Annotated in this window: 19 protein-coding genes; 15 read left to right on the plus strand and 4 right to left on the minus strand. The window is 63.0% G+C overall.

All coding sequences use genetic code 11. The features are described from left to right. The first annotated feature begins 13 nt into the window (after positions 1-13). The 6 genes from clsB to P3T17_RS13365 all read left to right on the plus strand — a co-directional run bounded on the left by clsB (position 14) and on the right by P3T17_RS13365 (position 8848). The gene (gene clsB, locus P3T17_RS13340) at positions 14-1225 is read left to right on the plus strand and encodes a cardiolipin synthase ClsB (RefSeq protein WP_429407220.1); all 1212 of its coding nucleotides are present in this window, start codon (positions 14-16) and stop codon (positions 1223-1225) included. A gap of 365 nt (positions 1226-1590) precedes the next feature. Beyond that, positions 1591-2190, plus strand: coding sequence for a TetR/AcrR family transcriptional regulator (locus tag P3T17_RS13345; RefSeq protein WP_074263368.1), 600 nt, complete (start codon positions 1591-1593; stop codon positions 2188-2190). 97 nt (positions 2191-2287) lie between these two features. Further along, positions 2288-4075 (plus strand): acyl-CoA dehydrogenase C-terminal domain-containing protein, encoded by a 1788-nt coding sequence (locus tag P3T17_RS13350; protein ID WP_429407132.1) that lies wholly within the window; start codon positions 2288-2290, stop codon positions 4073-4075. Positions 4076-4214: 139 nt separating this feature from the next. Beyond that, entirely contained in the window at positions 4215-6650 is a 2436-nt protein-coding gene (locus tag P3T17_RS13355; RefSeq protein WP_429407133.1) for a 3-hydroxyacyl-CoA dehydrogenase/enoyl-CoA hydratase family protein, read from the plus strand. Between the two features lie 83 nt (positions 6651-6733). Next, entirely contained in the window at positions 6734-7933 is a 1200-nt protein-coding gene (locus tag P3T17_RS13360; RefSeq protein WP_074263371.1) for an acetyl-CoA C-acyltransferase, read from the plus strand. A gap of 144 nt (positions 7934-8077) precedes the next feature. Beyond that, entirely contained in the window at positions 8078-8848 is a 771-nt protein-coding gene (locus P3T17_RS13365) for an enoyl-CoA hydratase (protein WP_429407135.1), read from the plus strand. A gap of 19 nt (positions 8849-8867) precedes the next feature. On the opposite strand, the gene fdhD is transcribed toward P3T17_RS13365, so the two are convergent. Continuing rightward, positions 8868-9698 carry a formate dehydrogenase accessory sulfurtransferase FdhD gene (gene fdhD, locus P3T17_RS13370; RefSeq protein ID WP_429407137.1) on the minus strand — a complete coding sequence of 277 codons (831 nt, stop codon included), beginning with the start codon at positions 9696-9698 and terminating at the stop codon, positions 8868-8870. Between the two features lie 140 nt (positions 9699-9838). On the opposite strand from fdhD, the gene P3T17_RS13375 reads away from it, so the two are divergent. The 6 genes from P3T17_RS13375 (at position 9839) to P3T17_RS13400 (ending at position 15684) form a co-directional block, all read left to right on the plus strand. Further along, positions 9839-10315 (plus strand): nitrate reductase associated protein, encoded by a 477-nt coding sequence (locus tag P3T17_RS13375; RefSeq protein WP_429286779.1) that lies wholly within the window; start codon positions 9839-9841, stop codon positions 10313-10315. 183 nt (positions 10316-10498) lie between these two features. Beyond that, on the plus strand, positions 10499-13606 hold the full coding sequence (locus tag P3T17_RS13380) for a sensor domain-containing protein (protein WP_429286780.1): 3108 nt from the start codon (positions 10499-10501) through the stop codon (positions 13604-13606). A 47-nt stretch (positions 13607-13653) separates the two neighbouring features. Then, positions 13654-14262, plus strand: a complete 609-nt coding sequence (locus P3T17_RS13385; protein ID WP_074263377.1) for a helix-turn-helix domain-containing protein — start codon at positions 13654-13656, stop codon at positions 14260-14262. Beyond that, positions 14259-14786, plus strand: coding sequence for a GNAT family N-acetyltransferase (locus P3T17_RS13390; RefSeq protein WP_429407139.1), 528 nt, complete (start codon positions 14259-14261; stop codon positions 14784-14786). The genes P3T17_RS13385 and P3T17_RS13390 overlap by 4 nt, the downstream gene beginning before the upstream one ends. A 13-nt stretch (positions 14787-14799) precedes the next feature. Then, on the plus strand, positions 14800-15048 hold the full coding sequence (locus P3T17_RS13395) for a hypothetical protein (protein WP_429407141.1): 249 nt from the start codon (positions 14800-14802) through the stop codon (positions 15046-15048). A gap of 84 nt (positions 15049-15132) precedes the next feature. Beyond that, entirely contained in the window at positions 15133-15684 is a 552-nt protein-coding gene (locus P3T17_RS13400) for a GNAT family N-acetyltransferase (protein ID WP_429407143.1), read from the plus strand. A 46-nt stretch (positions 15685-15730) separates the two neighbouring features. Here the strand turns inward: P3T17_RS13400 and P3T17_RS13405 are convergent, their stop codons facing one another. Then, complete coding sequence (locus P3T17_RS13405; RefSeq protein WP_074263381.1) at positions 15731-16126, minus strand: acyl-CoA thioesterase; 396 nt, start codon at positions 16124-16126, stop codon at positions 15731-15733. A 264-nt stretch (positions 16127-16390) separates the two neighbouring features. Here P3T17_RS13405 and P3T17_RS13410 point away from each other — a divergent pair, with 264 nt between their 5' ends. Further along, a complete protein-coding gene (locus tag P3T17_RS13410) occupies positions 16391-18283 on the plus strand; it encodes an ABCB family ABC transporter ATP-binding protein/permease (protein WP_429407145.1) in 1893 nt (630 codons plus the stop codon). A gap of 67 nt (positions 18284-18350) precedes the next feature. Here the strand turns inward: P3T17_RS13410 and murU are convergent, their stop codons facing one another. Both murU and P3T17_RS13420 read right to left on the minus strand, forming a co-directional pair. Next, on the minus strand, positions 18351-19091 hold the full coding sequence (murU, locus tag P3T17_RS13415; protein ID WP_429407147.1) for an N-acetylmuramate alpha-1-phosphate uridylyltransferase MurU: 741 nt from the start codon (positions 19089-19091) through the stop codon (positions 18351-18353). A 12-nt stretch (positions 19092-19103) separates the two neighbouring features. Beyond that, entirely contained in the window at positions 19104-20162 is a 1059-nt protein-coding gene (locus tag P3T17_RS13420; RefSeq protein WP_429286786.1) for an aminoglycoside phosphotransferase family protein, read from the minus strand. Positions 20163-20389: 227 nt separating this feature from the next. Here P3T17_RS13420 and P3T17_RS13425 point away from each other — a divergent pair, with 227 nt between their 5' ends. Continuing rightward, a complete protein-coding gene (locus tag P3T17_RS13425) occupies positions 20390-22756 on the plus strand; it encodes an LPS-assembly protein LptD (protein WP_429407149.1) in 2367 nt (788 codons plus the stop codon). A 21-nt stretch (positions 22757-22777) separates the two neighbouring features. Further along, a complete protein-coding gene (locus P3T17_RS13430; protein WP_429407150.1) occupies positions 22778-24220 on the plus strand; it encodes a peptidylprolyl isomerase in 1443 nt (480 codons plus the stop codon). Position 24221 lies beyond the last annotated feature (1 nt).

Raw genomic sequence — 24221 nt, forward strand, 5'->3', positions numbered from 1 at the left:
GCTTCGGCAAACCCTGTTCGGTCGTCGTTACTGGTCGAAGTTCCGCTTCACCGCCGGTAACGAAGTCCAACTGTTCCGCTCCGGGGAGGCGTTTTTTACTTCGTTGATCGCGCGCATCGATGCGGCGGAGAAAGACGTCGTTCTCGAAACCTACATCTTCTGCAATGACGACGCCGGCCAGGCGGTCAGTGCCGCGTTGCTGCGCGCCGCCGCCCGCGGCGTGCGTGTGCGCGTGATCACCGACGGCATCGGCACCGCCCGTCTGCCGATTTTCCACGACTGGCCCGAGCGCGGCATCGAGCATCGGATCTACAACCCGCATCTGTTTGGCCGCTTCGGTTTTTCGCGCACGCATCGCAAGCTGGCTGTGGTCGACGATCAGTTCGCGTGGTGCGGCGGCATCAATATCGTCGACGACTACGAGAACGACGGTGCGCGTTTGCCGTATCGGCGCTGGGACTTTGCGGTCGAGCTGCAGGGGCCGGTGGTTGCCGATGTCCGCGAGGCGTTCGAGAGCCAATGGCACCGGATCCGTTTCGGTCACCGTCCGGTCGAAGCGCTGCAGCCCGATTTCACCTTCAAGGACGACACCAGTTCCGGCGCACCGGCCCGCGGCCACAACCGCAGCGCCGATCTGCGCGGCGTTGGCGAACCCGCGGTGGCGTTCGTCGCGCGCGACAACCTGATCAACCGCCGCGCCATCGAGAAGGCCTACCTCACCGCGATCGGTCAGGCGCGCACCGAGGTGCTGCTCGCCAATCCCTACTTCATGCCGGGCCGCAAGCTGCGCCGTGCGCTGGTGTTCGCGGCGCGGCGTGAGGTGGACGTGAAGCTGATCATCGGCAGGAAGGAGTTCGCCGCGCTCGATTACGCAGTGCCTTTCCTGTACCGCTCGTTGCTGAAGGCCGGCGTGAAGATCGCCGAATACGAAAAGACGATGCTGCACGGCAAGGTGGCCGTTGTCGATTCGGCCTGGGGTACAGTGGGCTCGTCGAATCTCGACGCGCTGAGTCTTATGCTGAACAACGAGGCTAACGTCGTGCTAGTGCATGACCCGCAAATCAAGTCGTTGCGCGAGGCGATCCTGACTGCCTTCGACGAGTCGCGCCGTATCGATATCGAGCACTACGAGGCCCGTCCTGCAGGCGAGCGTGCGCTGAACTGGCTGGCCTACAACACCTACCGCGTCGTGATGAAACTGCTGACGGTCGGCGGGTACGACTAGACCGGTTTTGCCGCAAGCAAGCTCGGGAACGGATGATGTCATTGCTCGACCGCGACCCTCTGGCGCTGAATGAATCACGCACGCGGCCGCCCCGAGGCCCAGGGCAAACCCGCCTGCCCGAACGTCCCCTGCGAGCCCATCGCGCCAAATCGCCCCGGGAGTTGCGACACGCGTCAAACCAGATCGCGCCGACACGACAAACCCCTCTAAAAAAATCTCCCGCGTCCGATAGACGTATGACGCAAAATTGATGCTCCGGTTAGAAACCGGTTTCTAATAAAGTCCTTGTTTCGCGGACGGCAGCACTGAATAATAGTACGGCCGTTCGATTTTCTTTCGGTCACATAAGAACGGTAAAAACAGCTATGCGAAAAGGCGAACAAACGCGGGTCGCGATTCTCGATGCAGCACTCGATCTGGCAAGCCGCGACGGACTGGAAGGTCTGACGATAGGGCTGCTGGCCGAGCGCATGCAGATGAGCAAGAGCGGCGTGTTTGCGCACTTCGGGTCGCGCGAGGACTTGCAGGTTGAAGTGGTGCGCGAATATCACCGTCGTTTCGAAGACGAGGTGTTTTTCCCGAGTCTGCGTGAGCCGCGCGGCTTGCCGCGTTTGCGCGCAATGATCTCCCGCTGGATTGAGAAGCGCATCCAGGAAGTGACTACCGGATGCATCTACATCAGCGGTGCGGTCGAGTATGACGACCGCGCGGACAACCCGGTGCGCGAGCAACTGGTGTCGAGCGTGACGATCTGGCGTGCAGCGCTCACCCGGGCCATTTCGCAGGCAATGGAAGAGGGGCATCTGCGTGCGGACACGAACCCGCAACTGATGCTGTTCGAACTGTACAGCTTCACGCTCGGCCTGCATCACGACGCACGCTTCCTGCACTTACCGGATGCAGTGCCTCTGACCTGGGCCGCGCTCGAAAAACTGATTGTTTCGTATCAGAGCGAAAGCCGTTAGCAGGGCAGCCGGATCCGGCGGATCCAGCGGCGCTGAAAAGGTCCGGACACGGACTGGAGTTGACGGCCTGGCTCCTTGTCAAACTTTGGAGAGAGTCATGGGACAGTACGCCGCGCCGTTGCGCGACATGCAATTCGTGTTGCACGAGCTGCTTAATGTCGAAGATGAGATCAAGCAGATGCCGAAGCACGCGGATCTCGATGCCGATACGATCAATGCAGTGCTGGAAGAAGCCGGCAAGTTCTGCTCCGAAGTGCTGTTCCCGCTGAATCAGAGCGGCGACCAGGAAGGCTGCACGTACGTCGGCGACGGCGTCGTAACCACGCCGAAGGGTTTCAAGGAAGCTTATAAGCAATATGTCGAGGCTGGCTGGCCGGCGCTCGGTTGCGATCCGGAATACGGTGGTCAGGGCCTGCCCGCGTTCGTCAACAACGCTCTGTACGAAATGCTTAATTCGGCGAACCAGGCGTGGACGATGTACCCGGGCCTGTCGCACGGCGCGTATGAATGCCTGCATGCGCACGGCACGCCCGAACTGCAGCAGACGTATCTGCCCAAGCTCGTCTCCGGTACGTGGACCGGCACGATGTGTCTGACCGAGCCGCATTGCGGCACGGATCTCGGCATCCTGCGCACCAAGGCCGAACCGAACGTCGACGGCTCTTACTCGATCAGCGGCACCAAGATTTTCATCTCCAGCGGCGAACACGACCTCGCGGAGAACATCGTTCATCTGGTGCTCGCGCGTCTGCCGGATGCACCGAAGGGGACCAAGGGCATTTCGCTCTTCATCGTACCTAAGTTCGTGCCGAACGAAGCCGGCGAGCCGGGCGAACGCAATACCGTGAAGTGCGGTTCCATCGAACACAAGATGGGCATCCACGGTAACGCCACCTGCGTGATCAATCTCGACAACGCCAGGGGCTGGCTGGTCGGCGAACCGAACAAGGGCTTGAACGCCATGTTCGTGATGATGAACGCCGCGCGTCTGGGTGTCGGCATGCAGAGCCTGGGGCTGACCGAAATCGGCTATCAGAACTCGCTGACGTATGCGAAAGAGCGTCTGCAGATGCGTTCGCTGACCGGTCCGAAGGCGCCTGAAAAGGCCGCTGACCCGATCATCGTGCACCCGGACGTGCGCCGCATGCTGCTCACGCAGAAGGCCTACGCCGAAGGTGCCCGCGCGTTCTCGTACTGGTCCGCGCTGCATATCGACAAGGAACTGTCGCACGCCGAAGAATCGGTGCGCAAGGACGCGGCCGACCTCGTCGCGCTGCTCACGCCGATCCTGAAAGCGTTCCTCTCGGACAACGCGTTCGAGAGCACCAACCACGCCATGCAGATTTACGGCGGCCACGGCTTCATCGCCGAGTGGGGCATGGAGCAGTACGTGCGCGACGCGCGCATCAACATGATCTACGAAGGCACCAACGCGATCCAGTCGCTCGACCTGCTCGGCCGCAAGGTCCTCGGCGACATGGGCGCGAAGATGAAGAAGTTCGGCAAGCTGGTGACGGAGTTCGTCGAAGCCGAAGGCATCAAGCCGGAAATGCAGGAGTTCGTGAACCCGCTCGCCGACATCGGCGACAAGGTGCAGAAGCTCACCATGGAAATCGGCATGAAGGCCATGCAGAACCCGGACGAAGTCGGCGCCGCGGCTGTACCGTATCTGCGCACCGTCGGCCATCTGGTGTTCTCGTACTTCTGGGCCCGCATGGCGCGCATCGCCCTGGACAAGGAAGCGTCCGGCGATCCGTTCTACAAGGCCAAGCTCGCCACCGCGCGCTTCTACTTCGCCAAGCTGCTGCCGGAAACGGCCATGACGATTCGCCAGGCACGCGCCGGTTCGAAGTCGTTGATGGACGTCGAAGAGTCGCTGTTCTAAAGCCACATCACGGCAGGGCCGCGCGTGCCTGAAACGCGCGGCCCTGCCGCCAGCCACGCATTGCGAAGCCCGCGTGCACCGCGCGCGAAATCCACGCAAACATTACGCGACACCCGCATAACTCCCCCGGAGGAACGACGTGAGCAATCTGATCATTCGCAAGGTAGCCGTGCTCGGCGCCGGCGTGATGGGCGCGCAGATCGCTGCGCACCTGATCAACGCCAAGGTGCCTGTGCTGCTGTTCGACCTGCCCGCCAAGGAAGGCCCGAAGAACGCGATCGCACTGAAAGCGATCGAGAATCTGAAGAAGCTGTCGCCGGCGCCGTTTGGCGTGAAGGAAGACGCGCAATACATCCAGCCTGCCAACTACGACGACGACATCGAGAAGCTCGCCGAGTGCGATCTCGTGATCGAAGCAATCGCCGAACGGATGGACTGGAAACACGACCTGTACAAGAAAGTCTCGCCGCATATCGCGTCGAACGCGATTTTCGCGAGCAACACGTCGGGTCTGTCGATCACCGAACTGTCGCAAGGTTTCTCGGATGAACTGAAGTCGCGCTTCTGCGGCGTGCACTTCTTCAATCCGCCGCGATATATGCATCTGGTCGAGCTGATTCCGACCGCGGCGACGCGTCCGGAAATTCTCGATCAGCTCGAAACGTTCCTGACGAGCGTGGTTGGCAAGGGCGTCGTGCGTGCGAAAGATACGCCGAACTTCATCGCCAACCGGGTGGGCATTTTCTCGATCCTCGCGGTCATCACCGAAGCGGCGAAGTTCGGTCTGCGTTTCGACGAGGTGGACGATCTGACGGGCTCGCGTCTCGGCCGTGCCAAGTCGGCCACATTCCGCACCGCCGACGTGGTCGGTCTCGACACGATGGCGCACGTCATCAAGACGATGCAGGACAACCTGAAGGACGACCCGTTCTTCCCGGTCTACGAAACACCGGCCGTGCTCGCCGAACTCGTGAAGAAGGGTGCGCTCGGTCAGAAGACCGGCGGCGGCTTCTACAAGAAGGAGGGCAAGGCGATCAAGGTGCTCGATCCGAAGACGGGCGAGTATGTCGACGGCGGCGCGAAGGCCGACGAACTGGTGGGCCGCATCCTCAAGCGTCCGCCGGCAGAGCGTCTGAAACTGCTGCGTGAATCGCAACATCCGCAGGCGCAGTTCCTGTGGTCGATCTTCCGCGATGTGTTCCATTACATCGGTGTGCATCTGGAGTCGATCGCCGATAACGCGCGTGATGTCGATCTGGCCATCCGTTGGGGTTTCGGCTGGAACGAAGGCCCGTTCGAAGGCTGGCAGACGGCCGGCTGGAAGCAGGTCGCCGAGTGGGTGCAGGAAGACATCGCCGCAGGCAAGGCGCTGTCTAGCGCGCCGCTGCCGTCGTGGGTGCTCGAAGGTCCGGTTGCCGAGAAGGGCGGCGTGCATACGAACGAAGGCTCGTGGTCGCCGGCTTCGAAGTCCTTCGTGCCGCGTTCTTCCTTGAGCGTCTATGACAAACAGGTGTTCCGTGCGCCGCTGGTCGGCGAGACCGGTGCCGATCCGAAGACTTTCGGCAAGACGCTGTTCGAAACCGATGCGGTTCGCGCATGGGTCGACGATCGTGCGGGCGAGGACGACGTCCTGATCGTCTCGTTCAAGAGCAAGATGAACACGATTGGACCATCGGTAATCGATGGCCTCACGCAAGCGATCGAACTGGCCGAAAAGGAATACAAGGGCCTCGTGGTGTGGCAACCCACGTCGCTGAAGCTCGGTACGCCGGGCGGTCCGTTCTCGGCAGGCGCGAATCTGGAAGAGGCGCTGCCTGCGTTCATGACGGGTGGCGCGAAGGGTATCGAGCCGTTCGTGCAGAAGTTCCAGCAAGGCATGCTGCGCGTGAAGTACGCGAACGTGCCGGTGGTTTCGGCTGTGTCGGGCATCGCGCTCGGCGGCGGTTGCGAACTCGTGCTGCAAAGCGCGAAGCGTGTGGCGCATATCGAGAGCTACATCGGTCTGGTGGAAGTGGGCGTGGGTCTGGTTCCCGCTGGCGGCGGTCTGAAGGAAGCGGCGCTGCGCGCAGCGGAAGCGGCGACGCAGGCTGGTGCCACCAACGATCTCCTGAAGTTCGTGCAGAAGTCGTTTGAAAACGCCGCGATGGCGAAGGTCTCGGCCTCCGCGCTCGACGCCCGTGCAATGGGTTACCTGAAGCCGTCCGACACGATCGTCTTCAACGTGTTTGAGCTGCTCGATGTGGCGAAGAAGGAAGCGCGTGCGCTGGCCGCGGCCGGGTATCGTCCGCCGCTGCGTGTGACGCAGGTGCCGGTTGCAGGCCGCTCGGCGATTGCGACGATCAAGGCGTCGCTCGTCAATATGCGCGATGGCCGTTTCATTAGCGATCACGATTACCTGATCGCGAGCCGTATCGCCGAAGCCGTGTGCGGCGGCGATGTCGAAGCGGGCAGCCTGGTGGATGAAGAATGGCTGCTGAAACTCGAGCGCCGTGCGTTCGTCGACCTGCTCGGCACCCAGAAGACGCAGGAACGGATCATGGGCATGCTGCAAACCGGCAAGCCGGTGCGTAACTAACGCGCGACGATCGCCCGCATAAATCGCATGGGGCCAGAGTAAGCGTTGAAGCGCTAACTCTGGCCGACATAGGAGCTCTTCAAATGACAAAGCAATTGCAAGACGCATACATCGTCGCCGCGAGCCGCACGCCGATCGGCAAGGCGCCGCGCGGGATGTTCAAGAACACGCGCCCCGATGAACTGCTGGTGCACGCGATCAAAGCGGCCGTGGCGCAGGTGCCCGGTCTCGATACCAAGGTGATCGAAGACGCCATCATTGGCTGCGCAATTCCGGAAGCGGAACAAGGGCTGAACGTGGCCCGCATGGGTGCACTGCTTGCCGGTCTGCCGAATACGGTGGGCGGCGTCACGGTGAACCGTTTCTGCGCGTCGGGCCTGACGGCGCTGGCGATGGCCGCCGACCGCATTCGCGTCGGCGAATCCGACGCGATGATCGCCGGCGGCTGCGAATCGATGAGCATGGTGCCGATGATGGGCAACAAGCCGTCGATGTCGCCGCACATCTTCGATCGTAGCGAAGACTTCGGCATCGCCTACGGCATGGGCCTGACTGCCGAGAAGGTCGCCGAGCGCTGGAAGATCAGCCGCGAAGCGCAAGACCAGTTCTCAGTCGAATCGCATCGCCGCGCGATCGCCGCGCAGCAGGCCGGCGAGTTCAACGACGAAATAGCCGCCTACACGATCACCGAGCGTTTCCCCGATCTCGCCACCGGCGAAGTGAAGGTGAAGACGCGCGAAGTCGCGCTCGACGAAGGTCCGCGCGCGGACACGTCGCTGGAAGGTCTGGCCAAGCTGCGCACCGTCTTCGCCAACAAGGGTTCGGTGACGGCCGGCAACAGCTCGCAGACCTCGGACGGCGCAGGCGCGCTGATCGTGGTGTCGGAGAAGATGTTGAAGGAGTTCAACCTGACGCCGCTCGCGCGTTTCGTGAGCTTCGCCGTGCGCGGCGTGCCGCCGGAAATCATGGGCATCGGCCCGAAGGAAGCGATTCCGGCTGCGCTGAAGGCCGCGGGTCTGAAGATCGAAGACCTGGACTGGATCGAGCTGAACGAAGCGTTCGCCGCGCAGTCGCTGGCGGTGATCCAGGACCTCGGTCTCGATCCGTCGAAGATCAACCCGCTCGGCGGCGCGATTGCTTTGGGCCATCCGCTCGGCGCGACGGGCGCGATTCGTGCGTCGACAGTGGTGCACGGCCTGCGCCGTCGTAACTACAAGTACGGCATGGTCACGATGTGCGTTGGCACGGGCATGGGCGCAGCGGGCATCATTGAGCGTCTGTAATCGTGTACGCACAGGTCCTTTGAAGACCTCAGAACGGTTCGTAAGCCCTGAGGCCTGCGAACCGTTTTTTCATTCAGCCGCATCACAGCCGCATTACCGCCTCGACAAGCAGTACTGCGCAGCACTGAGCGGGACTAACAGGAGATGACGATGGACATTCTGGTCGAGCGCGCCAACGGCGTGCTGACGATTGCCTTCAACCGGCCGGACAAGAAGAACGCGATTACGGCCGCCATGTACCAGACGATGGCCGATGCGCTGGTCGAAGCGCAGGGCGACACGTCCGTGCGCGCGATCCTGATTCGCGGCAGCGTCGGCATTTTCAGCGCCGGCAACGATCTGGAAGATTTCATGAAGACGCCGCCGATGGGCGAAAGCGCGCCGGTGTTCCAGTTCCTGCGCGCGATCAGCTCGGCGGAGAAACCGGTGGTGGCGTCGGTGGCGGGCCCGGCGGTGGGGATCGGCACGACCCTGCTGCTGCATTGCGACCTGGTGTATGCCGCCGATACAGCGACGTTTTCGCTGCCGTTTGCGCAACTTGGGCTGTGCCCGGAAGCGGCTTCGAGCCTGCTGTTGCAGCGCGTCGCCGGCTATCAGGCCGCAGCGGAAAAGCTGCTGCTGGGTGAAGCGTTCGACGCGCGCGAAGCTCAACAGATGGGCTTCGTGAACCGCCTGCTGCCGGCCGCGGAAGTCGATGCATTCGCGCTCGAGCAAGCGGTCAAGCTGGCGGCACTGCCGGCTTCGTCGCTGCGTGTGACGAAGTCGCTGATGAAGCGAGCGAGCCACCACGAACTGCAAACGCAGATGTCCGATGAAGCCGTGCACTTCGGCAAGATGCTGCTCGCGCCGGAAGCGCGCGAGGCGTTCAAGGCGTTCTTCGAAAAGCGCAAGCCGGATTTCCGGCAGTTCGACTGAGCAGCAACAGGCAACGGGCTTACGTCGGCGCAAGCGTGTCGTAGTCGACGTAACCGGCCTCGCGGCAAAAGCTCACCAGCCGTACGCCGGCCTGGCGTGCAATCGCAATCGCCAGCGACGACGGCGCCGAGATGGTCGCCAGCATCGGCACGTCGACGCGTGCTGCCTTGCGCACCAGTTCATAGCTCGCACGGCTCGACAGGAAAACAAAGCCGTCCTTGGTATCCGCCCGGTCGAGCACCAGCTGCCCGATCAGCTTATCCAGGGCGTTATGACGGCCTACATCCTCGAATGCGAGGCGGATGGCGCCTTCTGCGTCGCACCATGCCGCCGCGTGCAGGCCGCCGGTCAGTTTGGTCAGCGCCTGATGCGCCGGCAGCTCACGTGCAGCGCGGGCAATCGCATCCGGTGCGAGCCGCTGCAGAAAACCCGTGTCAGGCACGCGCTCCGGCTTCAGATCCAGCAGATCGATGCTTTCGATCCCGCACACGCCGCAGCCAGTCCGGCCCGCGAGCGCGCGGCGCTTTTCCTTCAGCTCGACGAAGGCCTGTTGCACGACCTGCAATTGCACTTCGGCATGCGGCATTTCGCCGTCATGCAGCGCCACCTCGATGTCCTGGATATCGCTGCCGCGCTCCACGATCCCTTCCGAAATCGCAAAACCGACCGCGAACGCCTCCAGATCGCGCGGCGTGCACATCATCACAGCGTGCGAAATGCCGTTGAAGACGAGCGCGACAGGCCACTCCTGACCGACGTGGTCAATGACCGTTTCCACCGCGCCGCCGCGGTGGCGGCGCACCTGGCGCTCGACAGCGCCCGGTTGATCCGCCGTTTCAAGTTCGTTCAAAACCCTGACTCCTAGACCGATGCGGCGCGCGGGGAACTGTCCCCTAGCCCGGCCTGGCCGGGCCGCCGCCGCACGAATAAGGTTCTAAAATACCTCAAGCGGGCTTTGTGCGTTGGCCCGCCACCAAAGAGGACACTGTCATGGGACTCAACGAGGCGCCGCTCCTGTTCAACTTCGAAGTCGAGTCTTCGGAAGATCTGACCTACATCCCGATGGCGGTGCGCTTCAATCTCGACCGCTTCGGGCTGCGCATTTCGCTCGCGCAGTGGCAGATGCTGCCACACGAAGACCGCAAGCTGCTCGCACGTTTTCCGGTCGAAGAGGACGCCAGCATCGAGCCGAACTTCGATCATGCGCTGTTCGAAATGCTGCGCACGCACGCCAACGTCGAGCCTGAATGGTTCACTCCCGAGGACGCCCCCCCGTGGCGTCGGACCAACGCCGTGCCGGAGGGCGTGATGCACCAGGTGGCACTCGCCAGCCTGCACGCCCCGAGCACCGACCAGTGGGCCACGCTCGAGCCGTTCAAACGCTACGTGCTTACCAAGCTGTCGCGCAAACCCGAAGCGAACCACGACTTTGTACCCGCCATGAAAGAGTTTGGTCTGGCCGGCTAGTCGTCCCCGCCCCGCAAATATTTTTGCATCGCACCCTCAAACTGTTCCGATTCGTTGCCGTTATCCAAGGGTTGGCGCGTAAAAAGACCCCGCAGAGGCAAGAACAAGCACGTGCTGCATACGCATTCATGCGCACGGACCTCAGCGCACTCCCGCCTGCAGAACGAATAACGTTCGGAACCCATGACTCCTTTCCTATCGAGGCGGTTACTGATCAATCTGGCAGTCGTCGCCGCAGCGGTCGGCGCGAACGCGTTTGTCGCCTACACGCAGATCTGCGGCCAGCGCGATGCCGACGTGCGCACGCTCCGCTCGACTGACATCCGCCAGAATCTCGACGCTTATCGCTCGGCGCTCGATGACGGCCTCGCGACGCTGGGCCGCTTCGAGGCGACCGGGCGGCCCGGACCGGCCGATGCGGCGTCGGTGATGTCGGCTTCGCTCGCCGGGCTCGAGCACAGGCTCGCGGCGGAACTCGCCGACGAACCGGCCATGGCCGCCACACTGGGCAAGCTGAGTAGCGAGAGCCGGACACTGCAGCAGGAAATCGCGGCCGCACTGGCGCTGGCTCAGGCGAGCGGCCCGGACGAATCGCGAGCATGGGCGGCGTCGGCCTACACGCAGCTCGGCATGGAACTGGATCACGTGGAAACGGCGCTGGCAGCGTTGCGGCAGCAGGAAAACCGCGCCTTGCAGGTGTCGCTGGCGGAATCGCACCGGCGTACGCAGCACGCGATGCTGCTGCTGATCGTCACAATGCTGGCCGGTTGCTCGCTCCTGATCTTCACGTTCGGCGCACGTGAAAGCGCGGCGCGCGAGCGGCTGCGGATGGCCAAGGCCCTGTACCGCAACGACGAACGCTTTCGCGGCCTGTTCGACACCCATCCCGTGCCGATGTACATCTTCGATCGCGAGACGCTGCGTTTTCTCGCGGTCAACGCGGCAGCCGTCCAGCAATACGGCTATTCGGAGAGCGAATTCCTTGCAATGACGGTCCGCGCGATCCGTCCGAACGGCGAGATCGGCCGCCTCGAGTCGCATCTGTTGCGCAGCGACGATGGCCCCAACCAGGGCCGCACGATGGCCGGCGTCTGGCATCACCGGCGCAAGGACGGCTCGACGATCAGCGCCGACATCTCGTATCACTCGCTGACCTACATGGGCCGCCCCGCGATCTTCGTGCTGGCCGATGACGTCACCGAGCAGATCAATGCCGAAGCCGAGGCACAGCGCTCGAACCAGATGCTCGAAACGGTGATCGACAATATTCCTCAGCGGATTTTCTGGAAGGATCAGCAATCGCGTTATCTGGGCTGCAACATGGCGTTTGCTCGCGATGCCGGGCTGGCGTATCCGGAGCAGGTGGTGGGCAAGACCGATCACGATCTGCCCTGGCGCGCGCTGGCCGATCAGGTGCAGGCGCACGACGTCGAAGTGATCACCACCGGCGTGCCAAAGATGAACTTCGAGGCCGACCTGGTGATCGACGGCGTGCATCGCACCACAGTGACGAGCAAGCTGCCGTTCACCGATAGCGACGGCCGTGTGATCGGTGTGCTCGGTTCTTACACCGATATCACCGAGCGCAAGCGCGCCGATCTGGCGCTGCGTCTGCAAAGCCGCGCGCTCGATGCGAGCGTCAACGCCATTCTGATCACCGGGCCGACCGAGACGGGCAATCTGATCGAATACGTGAATCCGGCGTTCAAGCGCATCACCGGCTACGATCCGGCCGAGGTGATCGGCCAGGACTGCCGCCTGCTGCAACGCGACGACCGCGATCAGGAAGGGATTTCGGCGATCCGCCAGTCGCTTGCGGCCAATCGCGAAGTGAGCGCGGTGCTGCGCAATTACCGCAAGGACGGCGCGCTGTTCTGGAACCAGCTGTTTATCGCGCCGGTGCCGAATCCGGATGGCGAGACCACGCATCACATCGGCGTCATCAACGACGTCACCGACCTGATGCGCTATCAGGAGCAGCTCGAATACCAGGCGAACTACGACAGCCTGACCCGGCTGCCCAACCGCAATCTGCTGCGCGACCGTCTGCAGCACGCCCTGATCGTCGCCCGGCGCCACCACAAGGGTGTCGCAGTCGTGTTTATCGATCTGGACGGCTTCAAGAACGTCAATGACAGCCTCGGACACAGCGTCGGCGACCGGCTATTGGGCGTCGTCGCCGAGCGCCTGGCGCGCTGCGCCCGCGCGAGCGACACGGTGGCACGGCATGGCGGCGACGAATTCGTGATCGTGATGACCGACACCGTCGACGAGCAGTCGCTGATTGCGTGGATGGAGCGCGTGCGCGCGTCGATCTCCGAGCCGGTGTGGCTCGACGGCACCGAGCTGTACGTGGGCTGCAGCATGGGCGCGAGCCTGTTCCCGCAGGACGGCGACGACACCGAAACCCTGATGAAGAAGGCCGACCTCGCGATGTATCGCGCGAAGGACATGGGCCGTAACAACTTCCAGTTCTACCAGCCGGAGATGAACGTGAGCGCCGGCGCGCGGCTGAGTCTCGAACGACGTCTGCGGCGCGCCTTGCGCGATAACGAGTTCCTGCTGCACTACCAGCCGCAGGTGGATATCGTGACCGGACAGATCGTCGGCATGGAGGCGCTGGTGCGCTGGCGCGACCCGGAGGTGGGGCTGATCCCGCCGTCGTCGTTCATTCCGGTGGCGGAGGAGTGCGGGCTGATCGGGCCGTTGTCGGAGTGGGTGATGCGCGAGGCGTGCCGCCAGAACAAGGCCTGGCAGGACGAGGGTTTGCCGCCGGCGCGCGTCTCGGTGAACCTCTCGGCGCGGCAATTCCAGCACCACGACATCGCCAAGGTGGTCACGCAGATCCTCGCGGAGACTGGACTCGAGCCGCAATACCTCGAACTTGAACTCACCGAAAGCACCATCATGCGCAACGCCGAAGAAGCGGTGTTGATGCTCAACTCGCTGCACGCGCTGGGCATCGGGCTCGCCATCGACGACTTCGGCACCGGCTATTCGAGCCTTAGCTATCTGAAGCGCTTTCCGGTGGACCGCCTGAAGATCGACCGCTCGTTTGTGTCGGACATTGGCACATCGGGCGACGACGAGACGATTACGTCGGCCATCATCGCGCTCGCGCATTCGCTGAACCTGCAGGTGATCGCCGAAGGCGTGGAGACATCGGAGCAACTCGATTTTCTCAAAGAGCGCGCCTGCGACGAAATGCAGGGCTACTTCTTCTCGAGACCGATGCCGACCGACGCGATTCCTGCCTTGCTGCAGGCTGGGGCGGCGGCGATGGTGGCGTAGCGGTAAAAATCTAGTTTCCTGGATTTATTTTCCATTAAACTGGATTCATGGATATCAACAACCGGATCGCCAGCCGTGTGCGTGAGCTTCGCGACGCCCAGGGCTATTCCCTCGACACGCTTGCCGAACGCAGCGGCGTGAGCCGCTCCACGATCTCGCTGATCGAGCGCGGTCAGAGCAGCCCAACGGCAACCGTGCTCGACAAGCTCGCCACCGCCCTGCGCGTGACGCTCGCTTCGCTATTCGAAGACAGCGCAAGCGAGTCCGCCGAGCCTTCACCGATGTCCCGCGCTGGCGAGCAGCCGGTATGGACCGATCCGACTTCGGGCTATGTCCGCCGCAACCTGTCGTCTGCGGCACGCTCGCCGATCCAGTTGGTCGAGGTCAACTTTCCGGCGGGGCAGCAGGTTGCTTACGACACCAGCGAGCGCGACGTCGAGATTCATCAGCAGGTCTGGATGATCGAAGGCGTGATGGAGATGACGGTGGGCGACGCGCACTGGCGTCTGGAGGCGGGCGACTGTCTTTCGATGAGGCTCGACTGTCCCACGGCGTTTCGTAATCCCACGCGCGAGCCGGCCCGCTATCTGGTGGCGCTGACCAGCGTGCCCTTTACACCGTTTGCGCCATTCACGCCGGCAAGGAGAAACGGATGAGCGAAGACGTTAGCGTGCGCCGGATCGGCGCCAATGAGGCTGTCGCCTGTGTAGACGCGCTGGCGGACGTGCTGATCGATTGTGTGGAAGGCGGGGCGTCAGTGGGCTATATGTTGCCGCTCGCGCGCGAGAAAGCGCTCGGGTTCTGGCGCGGCGTCGCCGAGGGCGTGGCGCGCAACGAGCGGGCGCTGCTGATTGCGGAGAGCCGCGCGGGCGAGATACTCGGTACAGTGCAGTTGATCTTCGCGCAACCCGACAATCAGCCGCATCGTGCGGACGTCGGCAAGATGCTTGTGTGCCGCAAGGCGCGGCGGCGAGGTATCGCGCAGCGCCTGATGGCGGCGGTCGAAGATACCGCGCGTGACGAGGGCAGGAGCGTGCTGGTGCTCGATACCGTCACCGGCGGCGCGGCGGAGGGCTTGTACGAAAAGGCCGGGTGGCAGCGTGTGGGCGTCGTGCCGAAGTACGCGCTGATGCCCGACGGCGAGTTTTGCGCGACGACGGTTTATTACCGGCATCTGTGAGGGAGCGCGATAGATGAAGCATGCAGGTTCGGCGGCACTCGACACGCTCGCAGTTCTGATCGGCTCGATACGCGAGCGCGGAGAACTCAAGGAGCCGCGTCCGGGCGTTTTCTATCGCAAAGGCAAAGCGTTTCTGCATTTTCATGAGGACGCAGCGGGCCTGTTTGCGGATTTGCGCGTGAGCACCGAATGGGAGCGCTTTCGCGTCTCCGAACAAACTGAGCGCACAAAATTTCTGGCGATTCTCGATCGAAGCCTGTGAGGCTATCTCAGCCCATATCGCGTCGGCATGCGTGGGTGGCCGTGTAGAATTGGCCCTCGCATTTCCTCATTCCCCAGGTGCTCGATGAGCGACTTCCCCGCGCTCGAAACGCAACGGCTGCTGCTGCGCGAACTCGTCGCCGGCGACGCCCCGGCGCTGTTTGCGATTCACGGCGACGCGCCCAGCATGCGCTGGTACGGCGTCGACCCGATGGTCGATGTCCGGCAGGCGCAAAAGCTGATCGAGACTTTTGCCGGTTGGCGCAAGATGCCCAACCCGGGAGTGCGCTGGGGGATTGAACGCAAGTCCGACACGATGCTGATCGGCTCGTGCGGATTGTTCAAATGGAATCGCGGCTGGCAGACCTGTACGGTCGGCTATGAACTGGCTCGCTCGGCGCGTGGCGCCGGGCTGATGTCGGAAGCGTTGTCCGCGGCGCTCGCGTGGGGCTTCGAGCAAATGAAGCTGAACCGCATCGAAGCGCAGATTCATCCGGACAATGCCGCTTCGCTCAAGCTGGCGCACGGCCTCGGCTTCGTACAGGAAGGGCGGGCGCGCGAAGCCGGTTACTGGCAGGGTGAGCGTCATGACCTGCTACAGTTCAGCCTGCTGCGCAAGGACTGGACGCTGGCCTGAGCAAGCCGCCGGAAGAGGCGAGCAGCTGCCCGCCTCGCCGCCTCGTCTAGTCGATTGAGGGCAACGCGCGGGGACGACGGTCGCTATCGGTGGCGACGTACGTCAGGGTCGCTTCGGTGACCTTCACCACTTCTTCCGCGAGACTCATCCGCTGCGCGTACACCGTGACTTCAATCGTGACCGAGGTATTGCCGGTCTTGACGATATCCGCATAAAAGCTCAGCAGATCGCCGACGAACACCGGCTGCTTGAACACGAACGAATTGACCGCGATGGTCGCCACCCGCCCGTTAGCGCGCCGGCTGGCGGGAATGGACCCGGCGATATCGACCTGCGCCATGATCCAGCCGCCGAACACATCGCCGTGAACATTGGCGTCGGACGGTTGCGGCACGACGCGCAGCGCGCAGGATTTTTGCGGAAGTTGAAGTTGATCGTTCATCGGGGCACCCATGAGAAACAGATTGGCTCGACCAGCAGGCGGGTTCTTCACGACAACATGACAACCGGCAACCGGCCAGCCCGTGGAAAGCGGCGCCAGCCGGCTTCTGCGACAATAGAGAGATCAGGAATTGTACGGGAAAGCGCCCAGCCGGGTCGCGCGCCGAAATGCCTGCCGCCGGGATTGCGCGAGCGGCGGGTACCAGATGGCGACACGCCCTGCCGATGCCTCTGTCGATTCCGTCCCCACCGCCAGCTGATCCCCATGCGCCGCTCCTCCGCCTCCTCCGAACTCTCGCCGATCTCGACCCAGCCGCGCAACGACTGGCAGACGATCATCTCGCTGCTGCCCTACCTCGCCACATACAGGGGGCGGGTGGTGCTTGCGCTCACGTGCCTGATCGGCGCGAAGGTCGCCAATCTCGGCGTGCCGATCGTGATGAAGCGGATCGTCGACAGCCTCGCGTCGGTGCGGCATCTGACGGCGCTCGGACGCGCGGATCATGCGCCGGCCATCGTGCTGCTGGGCGGTGTCGGTCTGCTGGTGGTCGCCTATGCCGTAGTGCGGTTGTCCACGTCGCTGTTCACCGAGTTGCGCGAAATCCTCTTCTCGAAGGTGACGCAAAGCGCGGTGCGGCAGCTCGCGCTAAAAGTGTTCCGTCATCTGCATGGGCTGTCGCTGCGCTTTCACCTCGAACGGCAGACGGGCGGCATGTCGCGCGACATCGAACGCGGCACACGCGGCATCACGCAGCTGATTTCCTATTCGCTCTACAGCATTCTGCCGACGCTGGTCGAAGTGGGCCTCGTGCTCGGCTTCTTCATCGTCAAATACGAGGTGTATTACGCGATCGTCACGTTCGTGGCGCTGGCCGTGTACATCACGTTCACGGTGAAGATGACCGAGTGGCGCACGCACTTTCGCCGCACGATGAACGATCTCGACTCGCGCGCCAACTCGCGGGCGATCGACTCGCTGCTCAATTACGAGACCGTCAAATATTTTGGCAACGAAGAGTGGGAAGCGCAGCGTTACGACGAAAACCTGCAGCGCTACCGCAGCGCGGCGATCAAATCGCAGAATTCGCTGTCGGTGCTCAATTTCGGCCAGCAGGCAATTATCGGCGCGGGGCTTGTCTTTATCCTGTGGCGCGCGACCGAAGGCGTGATGGCGGGCAAGCTCACGCTCGGCGACCTGGTGCTGATCAACACGTTTATGTTGCAGCTCTACATTCCGCTGAACTTTCTCGGCGTGGTGTATCGCGAGCTGAAGCAGAGCCTCACCGACATGGACCGCATGTTCACGCTCCTCAGTGCGCCGCAGGAAGTACCGGATACGCCTGATGCGCCAGACCTCATCGTGAGCGGCGCTCAAGTGCGTTTCGAACACGTCAACTTTTCGTATGAACCGGCGCGGCAGATCCTGCATGACGTGAGCTTCACGATTCCCGCCGGCACCACGACCGCGGTGGTTGGCCACAGCGGCTCCGGCAAATCGACGCTCGCTCGCCTGATGTTCCGCTTCTACGATCTGGAGCGTGGCACGGGCGGCGCGATTACGATCGACGGCCAGGACATCCGCGATGTGACGCAGGACTCGCTGCGGGCTTCGATCGGCATCGTGCCGCAGGATACGGTGCTGTTCAACGATTCGATCTATTACAACATCGCCTATGGCCGCCCGTCGGCGACGCGCGACGAAGTGATTGCCGCGGCGCGCGCCGCACACATTCACGATTTCATCGAAGGATTGCCGAACGGTTACGAGACGCCGGTCGGCGAGCGCGGACTGAAGCTGTCCGGCGGCGAGAAGCAACGCGTGGCGATTGCCCGCACGATCCTGAAGAACCCGCCGATCCTGCTGTTCGACGAGGCGACCTCCGCGCTCGATTCGCGCTCCGAGCGCGCCATTCAGCATGAGCTCGACCTGATCGCCCGCGAGCGGACCACGCTGATCATTGCGCACCGGTTATCGACCGTCGTGCATGCGCAGCAGATCATCGTGATGGACAAGGGGCGTATCGTCGAGCGCGGCACGCACGCGGAGTTGCTGACAGCCGGTGGGTTGTTCGCGCAGATGTGGGCGCTGCAGCAGCAACGCGCCGCACAAGGGGAGGACGCGCCCGAAGCGGTAGTGGCCGGTGAGGGTGGGCGCTAGCCAGGCGTGGCCAGAGTATCTATGCGTGGCCGAAGCAATTTATGCCTGGCCATGGTCAACCAGGCCGTTACGATTGTGCCGCAGCCTGCCTTAGCCGGTCATCAAGCGCCTGCAACTGCGCGACCGTCCCGACGTTATCCCACAGTCCCTCATACACTTCGCCGCTCGCGAGGCCGCGCGCAACCGTTTCGAAGTAGTACGGCGTCAGCGCACGCCGCGTGCCGCGCGCCAGCGCACGGAACATACGCGTGTCGTACAACGCGATGCTGCCGAACGTGAGACGAGGCTTTCCATCGGGCAACACCACACCGTCGACCAGGCCGAAATCGCCCGCAGGATGAAACGGCGGGTTCGGCACCAGCACCAGATGCATGCCCGGCTCCGCCTGCGAGGCGAGCCGCGTAGCGTGCGCACGCAGCGATGCGTAATCGAAGTCGGCATAGACATCACCGGCCACGCCGACAAAGATCTCGCCGGGCGCGCCTTCGGCTGCCGGAGCGTCTTCCAGCAGCGGTAACGCCTGCGCAATCCCGCCGGCCGTTTCCAGCGCTTCCCGCTCGGCTGAATAGCGCAGCTCCACCCCCCAGCGCGACCCGTCGCCAAGCGCCGCTTCAAAACGCTCGCCGAGCCATGCATGATTGATCACAATGGTCCGGAGTCCGGCTTGCGCGAGACGCTCGATCTGCCAGACGATCAGCGGTTTGCCGCCTACTTCGAGCAGCGGCTTCGGGGTGTGGTCCGTCAATGGACGCATCCGTTCGCCGCGCCCGGCGGCGAAGATCATCGCTTTGGTGAGAGACATCGTCATTGTTCGGAAAGCTCAGAAGGTATAGCCGACTTCGCCGGCACGGCCTTCGAGCTCATCAAGCAGCTTCGCAAAAGGTGCAAGTGGACGGTAGCGCCCGGCGACCTTGCGCCCATAACCGATAAAGCGCGGCAGGTCCTTCATGTAATGCGGTTTGTGGTCGCGGTAGTTGATCCGGCAGAACAGGCCCAGCACCTTGATGTGCCGCTGCAGGCCCATCCACTCGAGTTGACGGTAGAACTCGCCGAAATCGGCATCGACCGGCAGGCCGGCTTTTTTCGCGCGCTCCCAGTAGTACACGAAGCAATCGAGCTCGAACTCCTCGTCCCAGCTCAGGAAGGCATCGCGCAACAGCGAGGCGACGTCATAGGTAATCGGACCATAGACCGCGTCCTGGAAGTCGAGCACGCCGGGGTTCAGCGGGTTCGGCTCCGGCATCACCATCAGGTTGCGCGGCATGTAATCGCGCAGCATGAAAACCTGCGGCTGTGCCTGGGCACTGGCGATCAGCAACGCAAACGTGCGGTCGAGCAGCCCGCGGGTCTTCTCGTCGACTTCGCGGCCGAGATGCCGGCCGATGAACCACTCCGGCAGCAACTCCATCTCGCGGCGCAGGAACGCTTCGTCGAACGGCGGCAGCACACCCGGCTTCGATGTCAGTTGCCAGCGGATCAGCGCGTCGAGCGCGTCGCGCATCAGCGCCTTTGCGTTGTCCGGCGTCAGCGCGCTGAGGTAGGAGGTGGTGCCAAGATCGGTGACGAGCATGAAGCCGGCCTCGAAATCGACCTCCAGCACCTGCGGGACATTCACGCCGGCCGCGCTCAGCAGTTGCGCCACCTGCACAAATTCGCGGCACTTTTCCGGCGGCGGGGCGTCGACGGCGATCAGCGTGGTGCTTGCCGCGTCTTTCAAATTCTTACCCTTCAGGCGGAAATAGCGGCGAAAACTTGCGTCGCTGGAAGCGGGTACCAGCGTTGCAAGGTCGAGTGCATAACGGTTCGCGTGACTCTCCAGCCAAGCGGTGAGCAGTTGCAGGCGGGCGTCGGGAGAAGTGGAATCGGAGGGCAGCGTCATGAAAACCGGAAGGCAAATTCAGGGGGGCAACGTCTTGCCATATAATACCCCACGACTTTTTTGACACGACGCACGCCAGCTTTCGCTCGCCCCGCTTCACCGCCCGCCTCATCGTTCGACCGGTTGTAAATTTTGATTGATGGGTCGCCGACCATCACGGTCAGGCTGCTCAGGCGGAGGATCGTGGTTGCAGGAGCGGGCGGTCGGGCCAATTCGCCAAACGATACATGCCGCCAAGACAGCTTTCCCAAACGACCCCCTCTCGTGGCGGCGTGCCCCGCAGAAGGCGGCTCGTCGCGGCGTTGATTGCCGTGCCGAGCCTGATGCCCGCGCTCTCGCACGCCCAGTTGTCGGGCGACGCCGCGCAGCCGCAGCCTATCGACGCGCCCTGGGGCATGAGGCTAGCCCCCCAGCTCGAAGAGCATCCGTTGAAGCCGGACCAGAGAGCGGCCACCTTCGTGCTCGGCGACTACACGAGCGGCACGACGGATCAGGACCTGGCGGCCAAGGGTTCCGCCGAAGTGCGCCGTCCCACCTTCACGATCAAGGGCGACGCGCTGCACTACGATCAGGACACCGACATGGCCGACGGCTATGGCAAGGTGGTCGTGATCAATAACGGCGCCACCTTCGTGGGGCCGGAAGCGCATATGCAGGTTGATTCGAGCGAAGGCTACATGCCCTCGCCGAAGTATCACTTCAACATGACGGGCGGCTCGGGCAGCGCGGCGCGTGTCGACATGCTCGACAACGAGCGCTCGGTGTTCACCCAGGGCACTTACACGGCGTGTCAGTGCGAGAGCAATCCGGCGTGGTACATCCGCGGCAGCGAGTTCGACTTCGACACCGGCGCCGACGAAGGCGTGGCACACAACGGCGTGCTGTTCTTCCAGGGCATACCGATCTTCGGCTCGCCGTGGCTGTCGTTCCCGCTCTCGGGCGACCGGCGCAGCGGCCTGTTGCCGCCCACTTTTTCGCTCAGTTCGAGTAACGGCTTCGAGCTGAACATACCGTATTACTTCAATATCGCGCCGAACCGCGATCTGCTGATTTCGCCGAACTACATCTCGAAGCGCGGTCTGGAGCAGAATGCGACCTTCCGCTATCTTTCGCCGGATTACTCGGGCTCGATCACCGGCACGTATCTGCCCGACGACAACATCACGAGGACGAACCGTTGGGCGCTGTTCCTCCAGCATAACCAGAACTTCGGTAACGGCTTCGGCGGCTACGTTTATTACAACAAGGTTTCGGATAATTCCTTTCCGGAAGACCTTGGCTCGACCTCCAGCAATATTCTCAACGGCACGCAGCTGCTTTACCAGCAGGAAGCGGGGCTGACGTACAACAACGGCCCGTGGTCGGTGCTGGCGCGCGAGCAAAACTGGCAGACGATCACGCCTTCGGTGGCGCCATACGGACGTGAGCCGGAACTGAACGTCAAGTACAACCAGTACAACGTCGGCGGTTTCGATTACGGCGCGACCGGCGATTTCTCGCGGTTTCGCATCACCACGGCGGATTCGACTGAAGGCGACCGGGTCACCTTCGATCCGTACGTGTCGTACTCGGTCGTGGGCCCTGGCTACTTCGTTACACCGAAGGTGCAGTACCACTTCGCGTCGTACAACCTGAGCAACATCGGATCGGGATCGCCGGTCGGACAACCGAAGGATTTCACCGAGTCGGTTCCGACCTTCTCGTTCGACACCGGGCTGATTTTCGAGCGTTCGGTGCGGCTGTTCGGCCAGGACTATATCCAGACCCTCGAGCCGCGCCTGTACTACGTGTACACGCCGTATCACAATCAGACCTTCGCGCCGCTGTTCGACACGGCCGACGCGGATTTCGGGCTCGCGGAAATCTTCACGCCGAATACGTTCGTCGGCGACGACCGGATCGCCGACGCGAACCGGCTGACCGCAGCCCTTACCACGCGTTTCATCGACGCGGCGACGGGTGACGAGCGTGCGCGCTTCGTGCTCGCACAACAGTATTATTTCCAGGACCAGCGCGTCACGCTGCTGCCTACGCAGACACCGGCAGAGGCAACCCATTCGGACCTGATTGCCGGCATGTCATTGAAGGTAGGGGGCGGTTTCGCGTCGGAAACCGCGGTCCAATATAATGCCGACAATAACCAGCTGACCCAGGCCAGTGTCGGCTTCGGTTTCAGTCCGGAATCGGGCAAGGTAATCAACGTCGCCTATCGTTACACGCGTGCCGATACGACGCTGGATTTCACGCCGGTCAGCCAGATCACCATTTCGGCACAGTGGCCGCTCACGCACCACGTGTATAGTGTGGCGCGCCTGAACTACGATCTGCAGGGACGGGCGATCGTCGATAGCCTGGTTGGCCTGCAGTACGATGCGGACTGCTGGGTGCTGGGCGTCGGGATTCAGCGTTATGCAGACGGGGTCAACACCCTTGGGCTACCGGAGCAGGGAACGCGTTTCCTTGCGCAAATCACGTTCAAGGGTCTGTCGAGTGTGGACAACGGCTTGATTGCCGCGTTCCGCGGGGCCGTGCCGGGCTATACGCCGCTGCCGCCGCCTCCGGCGCCGGAGGCGCGTTTTACCAACTACGACTGACGGTCGTTTGATCGTCTATAAATGCGCAAAGACGGGCGGGGCGCGCCCGACATCATTGGAGTATCTGTGGGAATCATGAAAAAGCTTCGCTTGCCATCGCTTGCGGCCAGTCTGGCCCTTGTGGCCTCTTTCCTGTCGGTTGCGCCAGCACAGGCGCAGGATCTACCCAACGCAGGCGGGCAGCCGACGCAGGCGGCCTCCAGCAATGGCCAAACGGTCGACACGATCGCCGCGGTGGTCAATGACGGCGTCATCACGCAGCGCGAGCTCGATGAGCGCCTTGGCCTGATCGCACGGCGCCTGCAGCAGCAAAACGCGCCGGTTCCGCCGATCGACCAGTTGCGCCAGCAGGTGTTGAACCAGATGGTGCTGGAGCGCATCCAGTTGCAGCGCGCCAAGGAAGACGGCATCACCGTCGACGACGCAGCGGTGCAGAAGACGCTCGAACGGCTCGCGGCGGCCAACAATCTGCCGCTCGACGTGTACCGCTCGAAGATCGAGGCGCAAGGCGTGCCCTGGGCCACCTTCACGAACGACGCCCGCACGGAACTGACCCTGTCGCGTCTGCGCGAAAAGGAAGTGGACAGCAAGGTGACGGTGTCGGACGCCGAAGTGGCGAACTACATTGCCAGCCAGCGTGGACCGAACGTCGGGCTGACGAGCGATCTGCACCTCGAACATATTCTGATCAAGGTGCCGGCCAATGCGACGGAGGCCGACATCGTCGCCGCCGAGCAGAAGGCCCAGGGGATCCTGCAGCAGGCGACCAGCGGCGACTCGAAGTTCGAGAGGCTCGCCAAGTCGAATTCGCAGGCAGCGGATGCTTCGAAGGGCGGCGACATGGGCTTCCAGTCCACCTCGCAACTGCCGCCTGAGTTCGTGAAGGCGGCGGCGACGCTGCGTCCGGGCCAGGTGAACCCCGATCTGATCCGCACCGCGGATGGTTTCGAGGTGATGCGCCTCGTTGAGCGCCGCGCAAGCCAGGGTGCAGCGAGCGCCGATTCGACCCACCTCACGCAGACGCATGTGCGCCACATCCTGCTGCGCGTCGGCGACGGCATGTCGGAGCCGCAGGCGCGTCAAAAACTGCTCGAAATCAAGCGTGAGATCTCGGAAGGCGGCGACTTCGCCAAGTTTGCCCGCACCTATTCGCAGGACGGTTCGGCAGCGCAAGGCGGCGACCTCGGCTGGATCAGTCCGGGCGAAACCGTGCCGGAATTCGAGCGTGCCATGAACAGCTTGCAGGACGGCCAGGTCAGCGATCCGGTGCGCAGCGAATACGGCTATCACCTGATTCAGGTGCTGGGCCGCCGCGACGCCGAAGGCTCGGTTGCTCAGCAGATGGATCTGGCGCGCCAGGCCATCGGTCAGCGCAAGGCGGAGCAAGCCTATGCGGACTGGCTGCGTGAATTGCGCGATACGGCGTATGTCGATGTGAAGATCGGCAAGCCGAACCTGCAGTAAG

This window comes from Paraburkholderia sp. GAS82, from assembly GCF_050436285.1.
GTDB lineage: Bacteria > Pseudomonadota > Gammaproteobacteria > Burkholderiales > Burkholderiaceae > Paraburkholderia > Paraburkholderia phenazinium_B.

Excerpts from the sequence above, each read along its gene's own strand:
- P3T17_RS13425 (WP_429407149.1), top strand. The coding sequence starts at position 20,390 with ATGCCGCCAAGACAGCTTTCCCAAACGACCCCCTCTCGTGGCGGCGTG.
- P3T17_RS13400 (WP_429407143.1), top strand. The coding sequence starts at position 15,133 with ATGAGCGACTTCCCCGCGCTCGAAACGCAACGGCTGCTGCTGCGCGAA.
- P3T17_RS13410 (WP_429407145.1), top strand. The coding sequence starts at position 16,391 with ATGCGCCGCTCCTCCGCCTCCTCCGAACTCTCGCCGATCTCGACCCAG.
- P3T17_RS13385 (WP_074263377.1), top strand. The coding sequence starts at position 13,654 with ATGGATATCAACAACCGGATCGCCAGCCGTGTGCGTGAGCTTCGCGAC.
- P3T17_RS13345 (WP_074263368.1), top strand. The coding sequence starts at position 1,591 with ATGCGAAAAGGCGAACAAACGCGGGTCGCGATTCTCGATGCAGCACTC.
- murU (WP_429407147.1), bottom strand. The coding sequence starts at position 19,091 with ATGACGATGTCTCTCACCAAAGCGATGATCTTCGCCGCCGGGCGCGGC.
- P3T17_RS13375 (WP_429286779.1), top strand. The coding sequence starts at position 9,839 with ATGGGACTCAACGAGGCGCCGCTCCTGTTCAACTTCGAAGTCGAGTCT.
- P3T17_RS13420 (WP_429286786.1), bottom strand. The coding sequence starts at position 20,162 with ATGACGCTGCCCTCCGATTCCACTTCTCCCGACGCCCGCCTGCAACTG.
- P3T17_RS13395 (WP_429407141.1), top strand. The coding sequence starts at position 14,800 with ATGAAGCATGCAGGTTCGGCGGCACTCGACACGCTCGCAGTTCTGATC.
- P3T17_RS13430 (WP_429407150.1), top strand. The coding sequence starts at position 22,778 with ATGCGCAAAGACGGGCGGGGCGCGCCCGACATCATTGGAGTATCTGTG.
- P3T17_RS13360 (WP_074263371.1), top strand. The coding sequence starts at position 6,734 with ATGACAAAGCAATTGCAAGACGCATACATCGTCGCCGCGAGCCGCACG.
- P3T17_RS13405 (WP_074263381.1), bottom strand. The coding sequence starts at position 16,126 with ATGAACGATCAACTTCAACTTCCGCAAAAATCCTGCGCGCTGCGCGTC.
- P3T17_RS13380 (WP_429286780.1), top strand. The coding sequence starts at position 10,499 with ATGACTCCTTTCCTATCGAGGCGGTTACTGATCAATCTGGCAGTCGTC.
- P3T17_RS13350 (WP_429407132.1), top strand. The coding sequence starts at position 2,288 with ATGGGACAGTACGCCGCGCCGTTGCGCGACATGCAATTCGTGTTGCAC.
- P3T17_RS13390 (WP_429407139.1), top strand. The coding sequence starts at position 14,259 with ATGAGCGAAGACGTTAGCGTGCGCCGGATCGGCGCCAATGAGGCTGTC.
- P3T17_RS13365 (WP_429407135.1), top strand. The coding sequence starts at position 8,078 with ATGACGATGGACATTCTGGTCGAGCGCGCCAACGGCGTGCTGACGATT.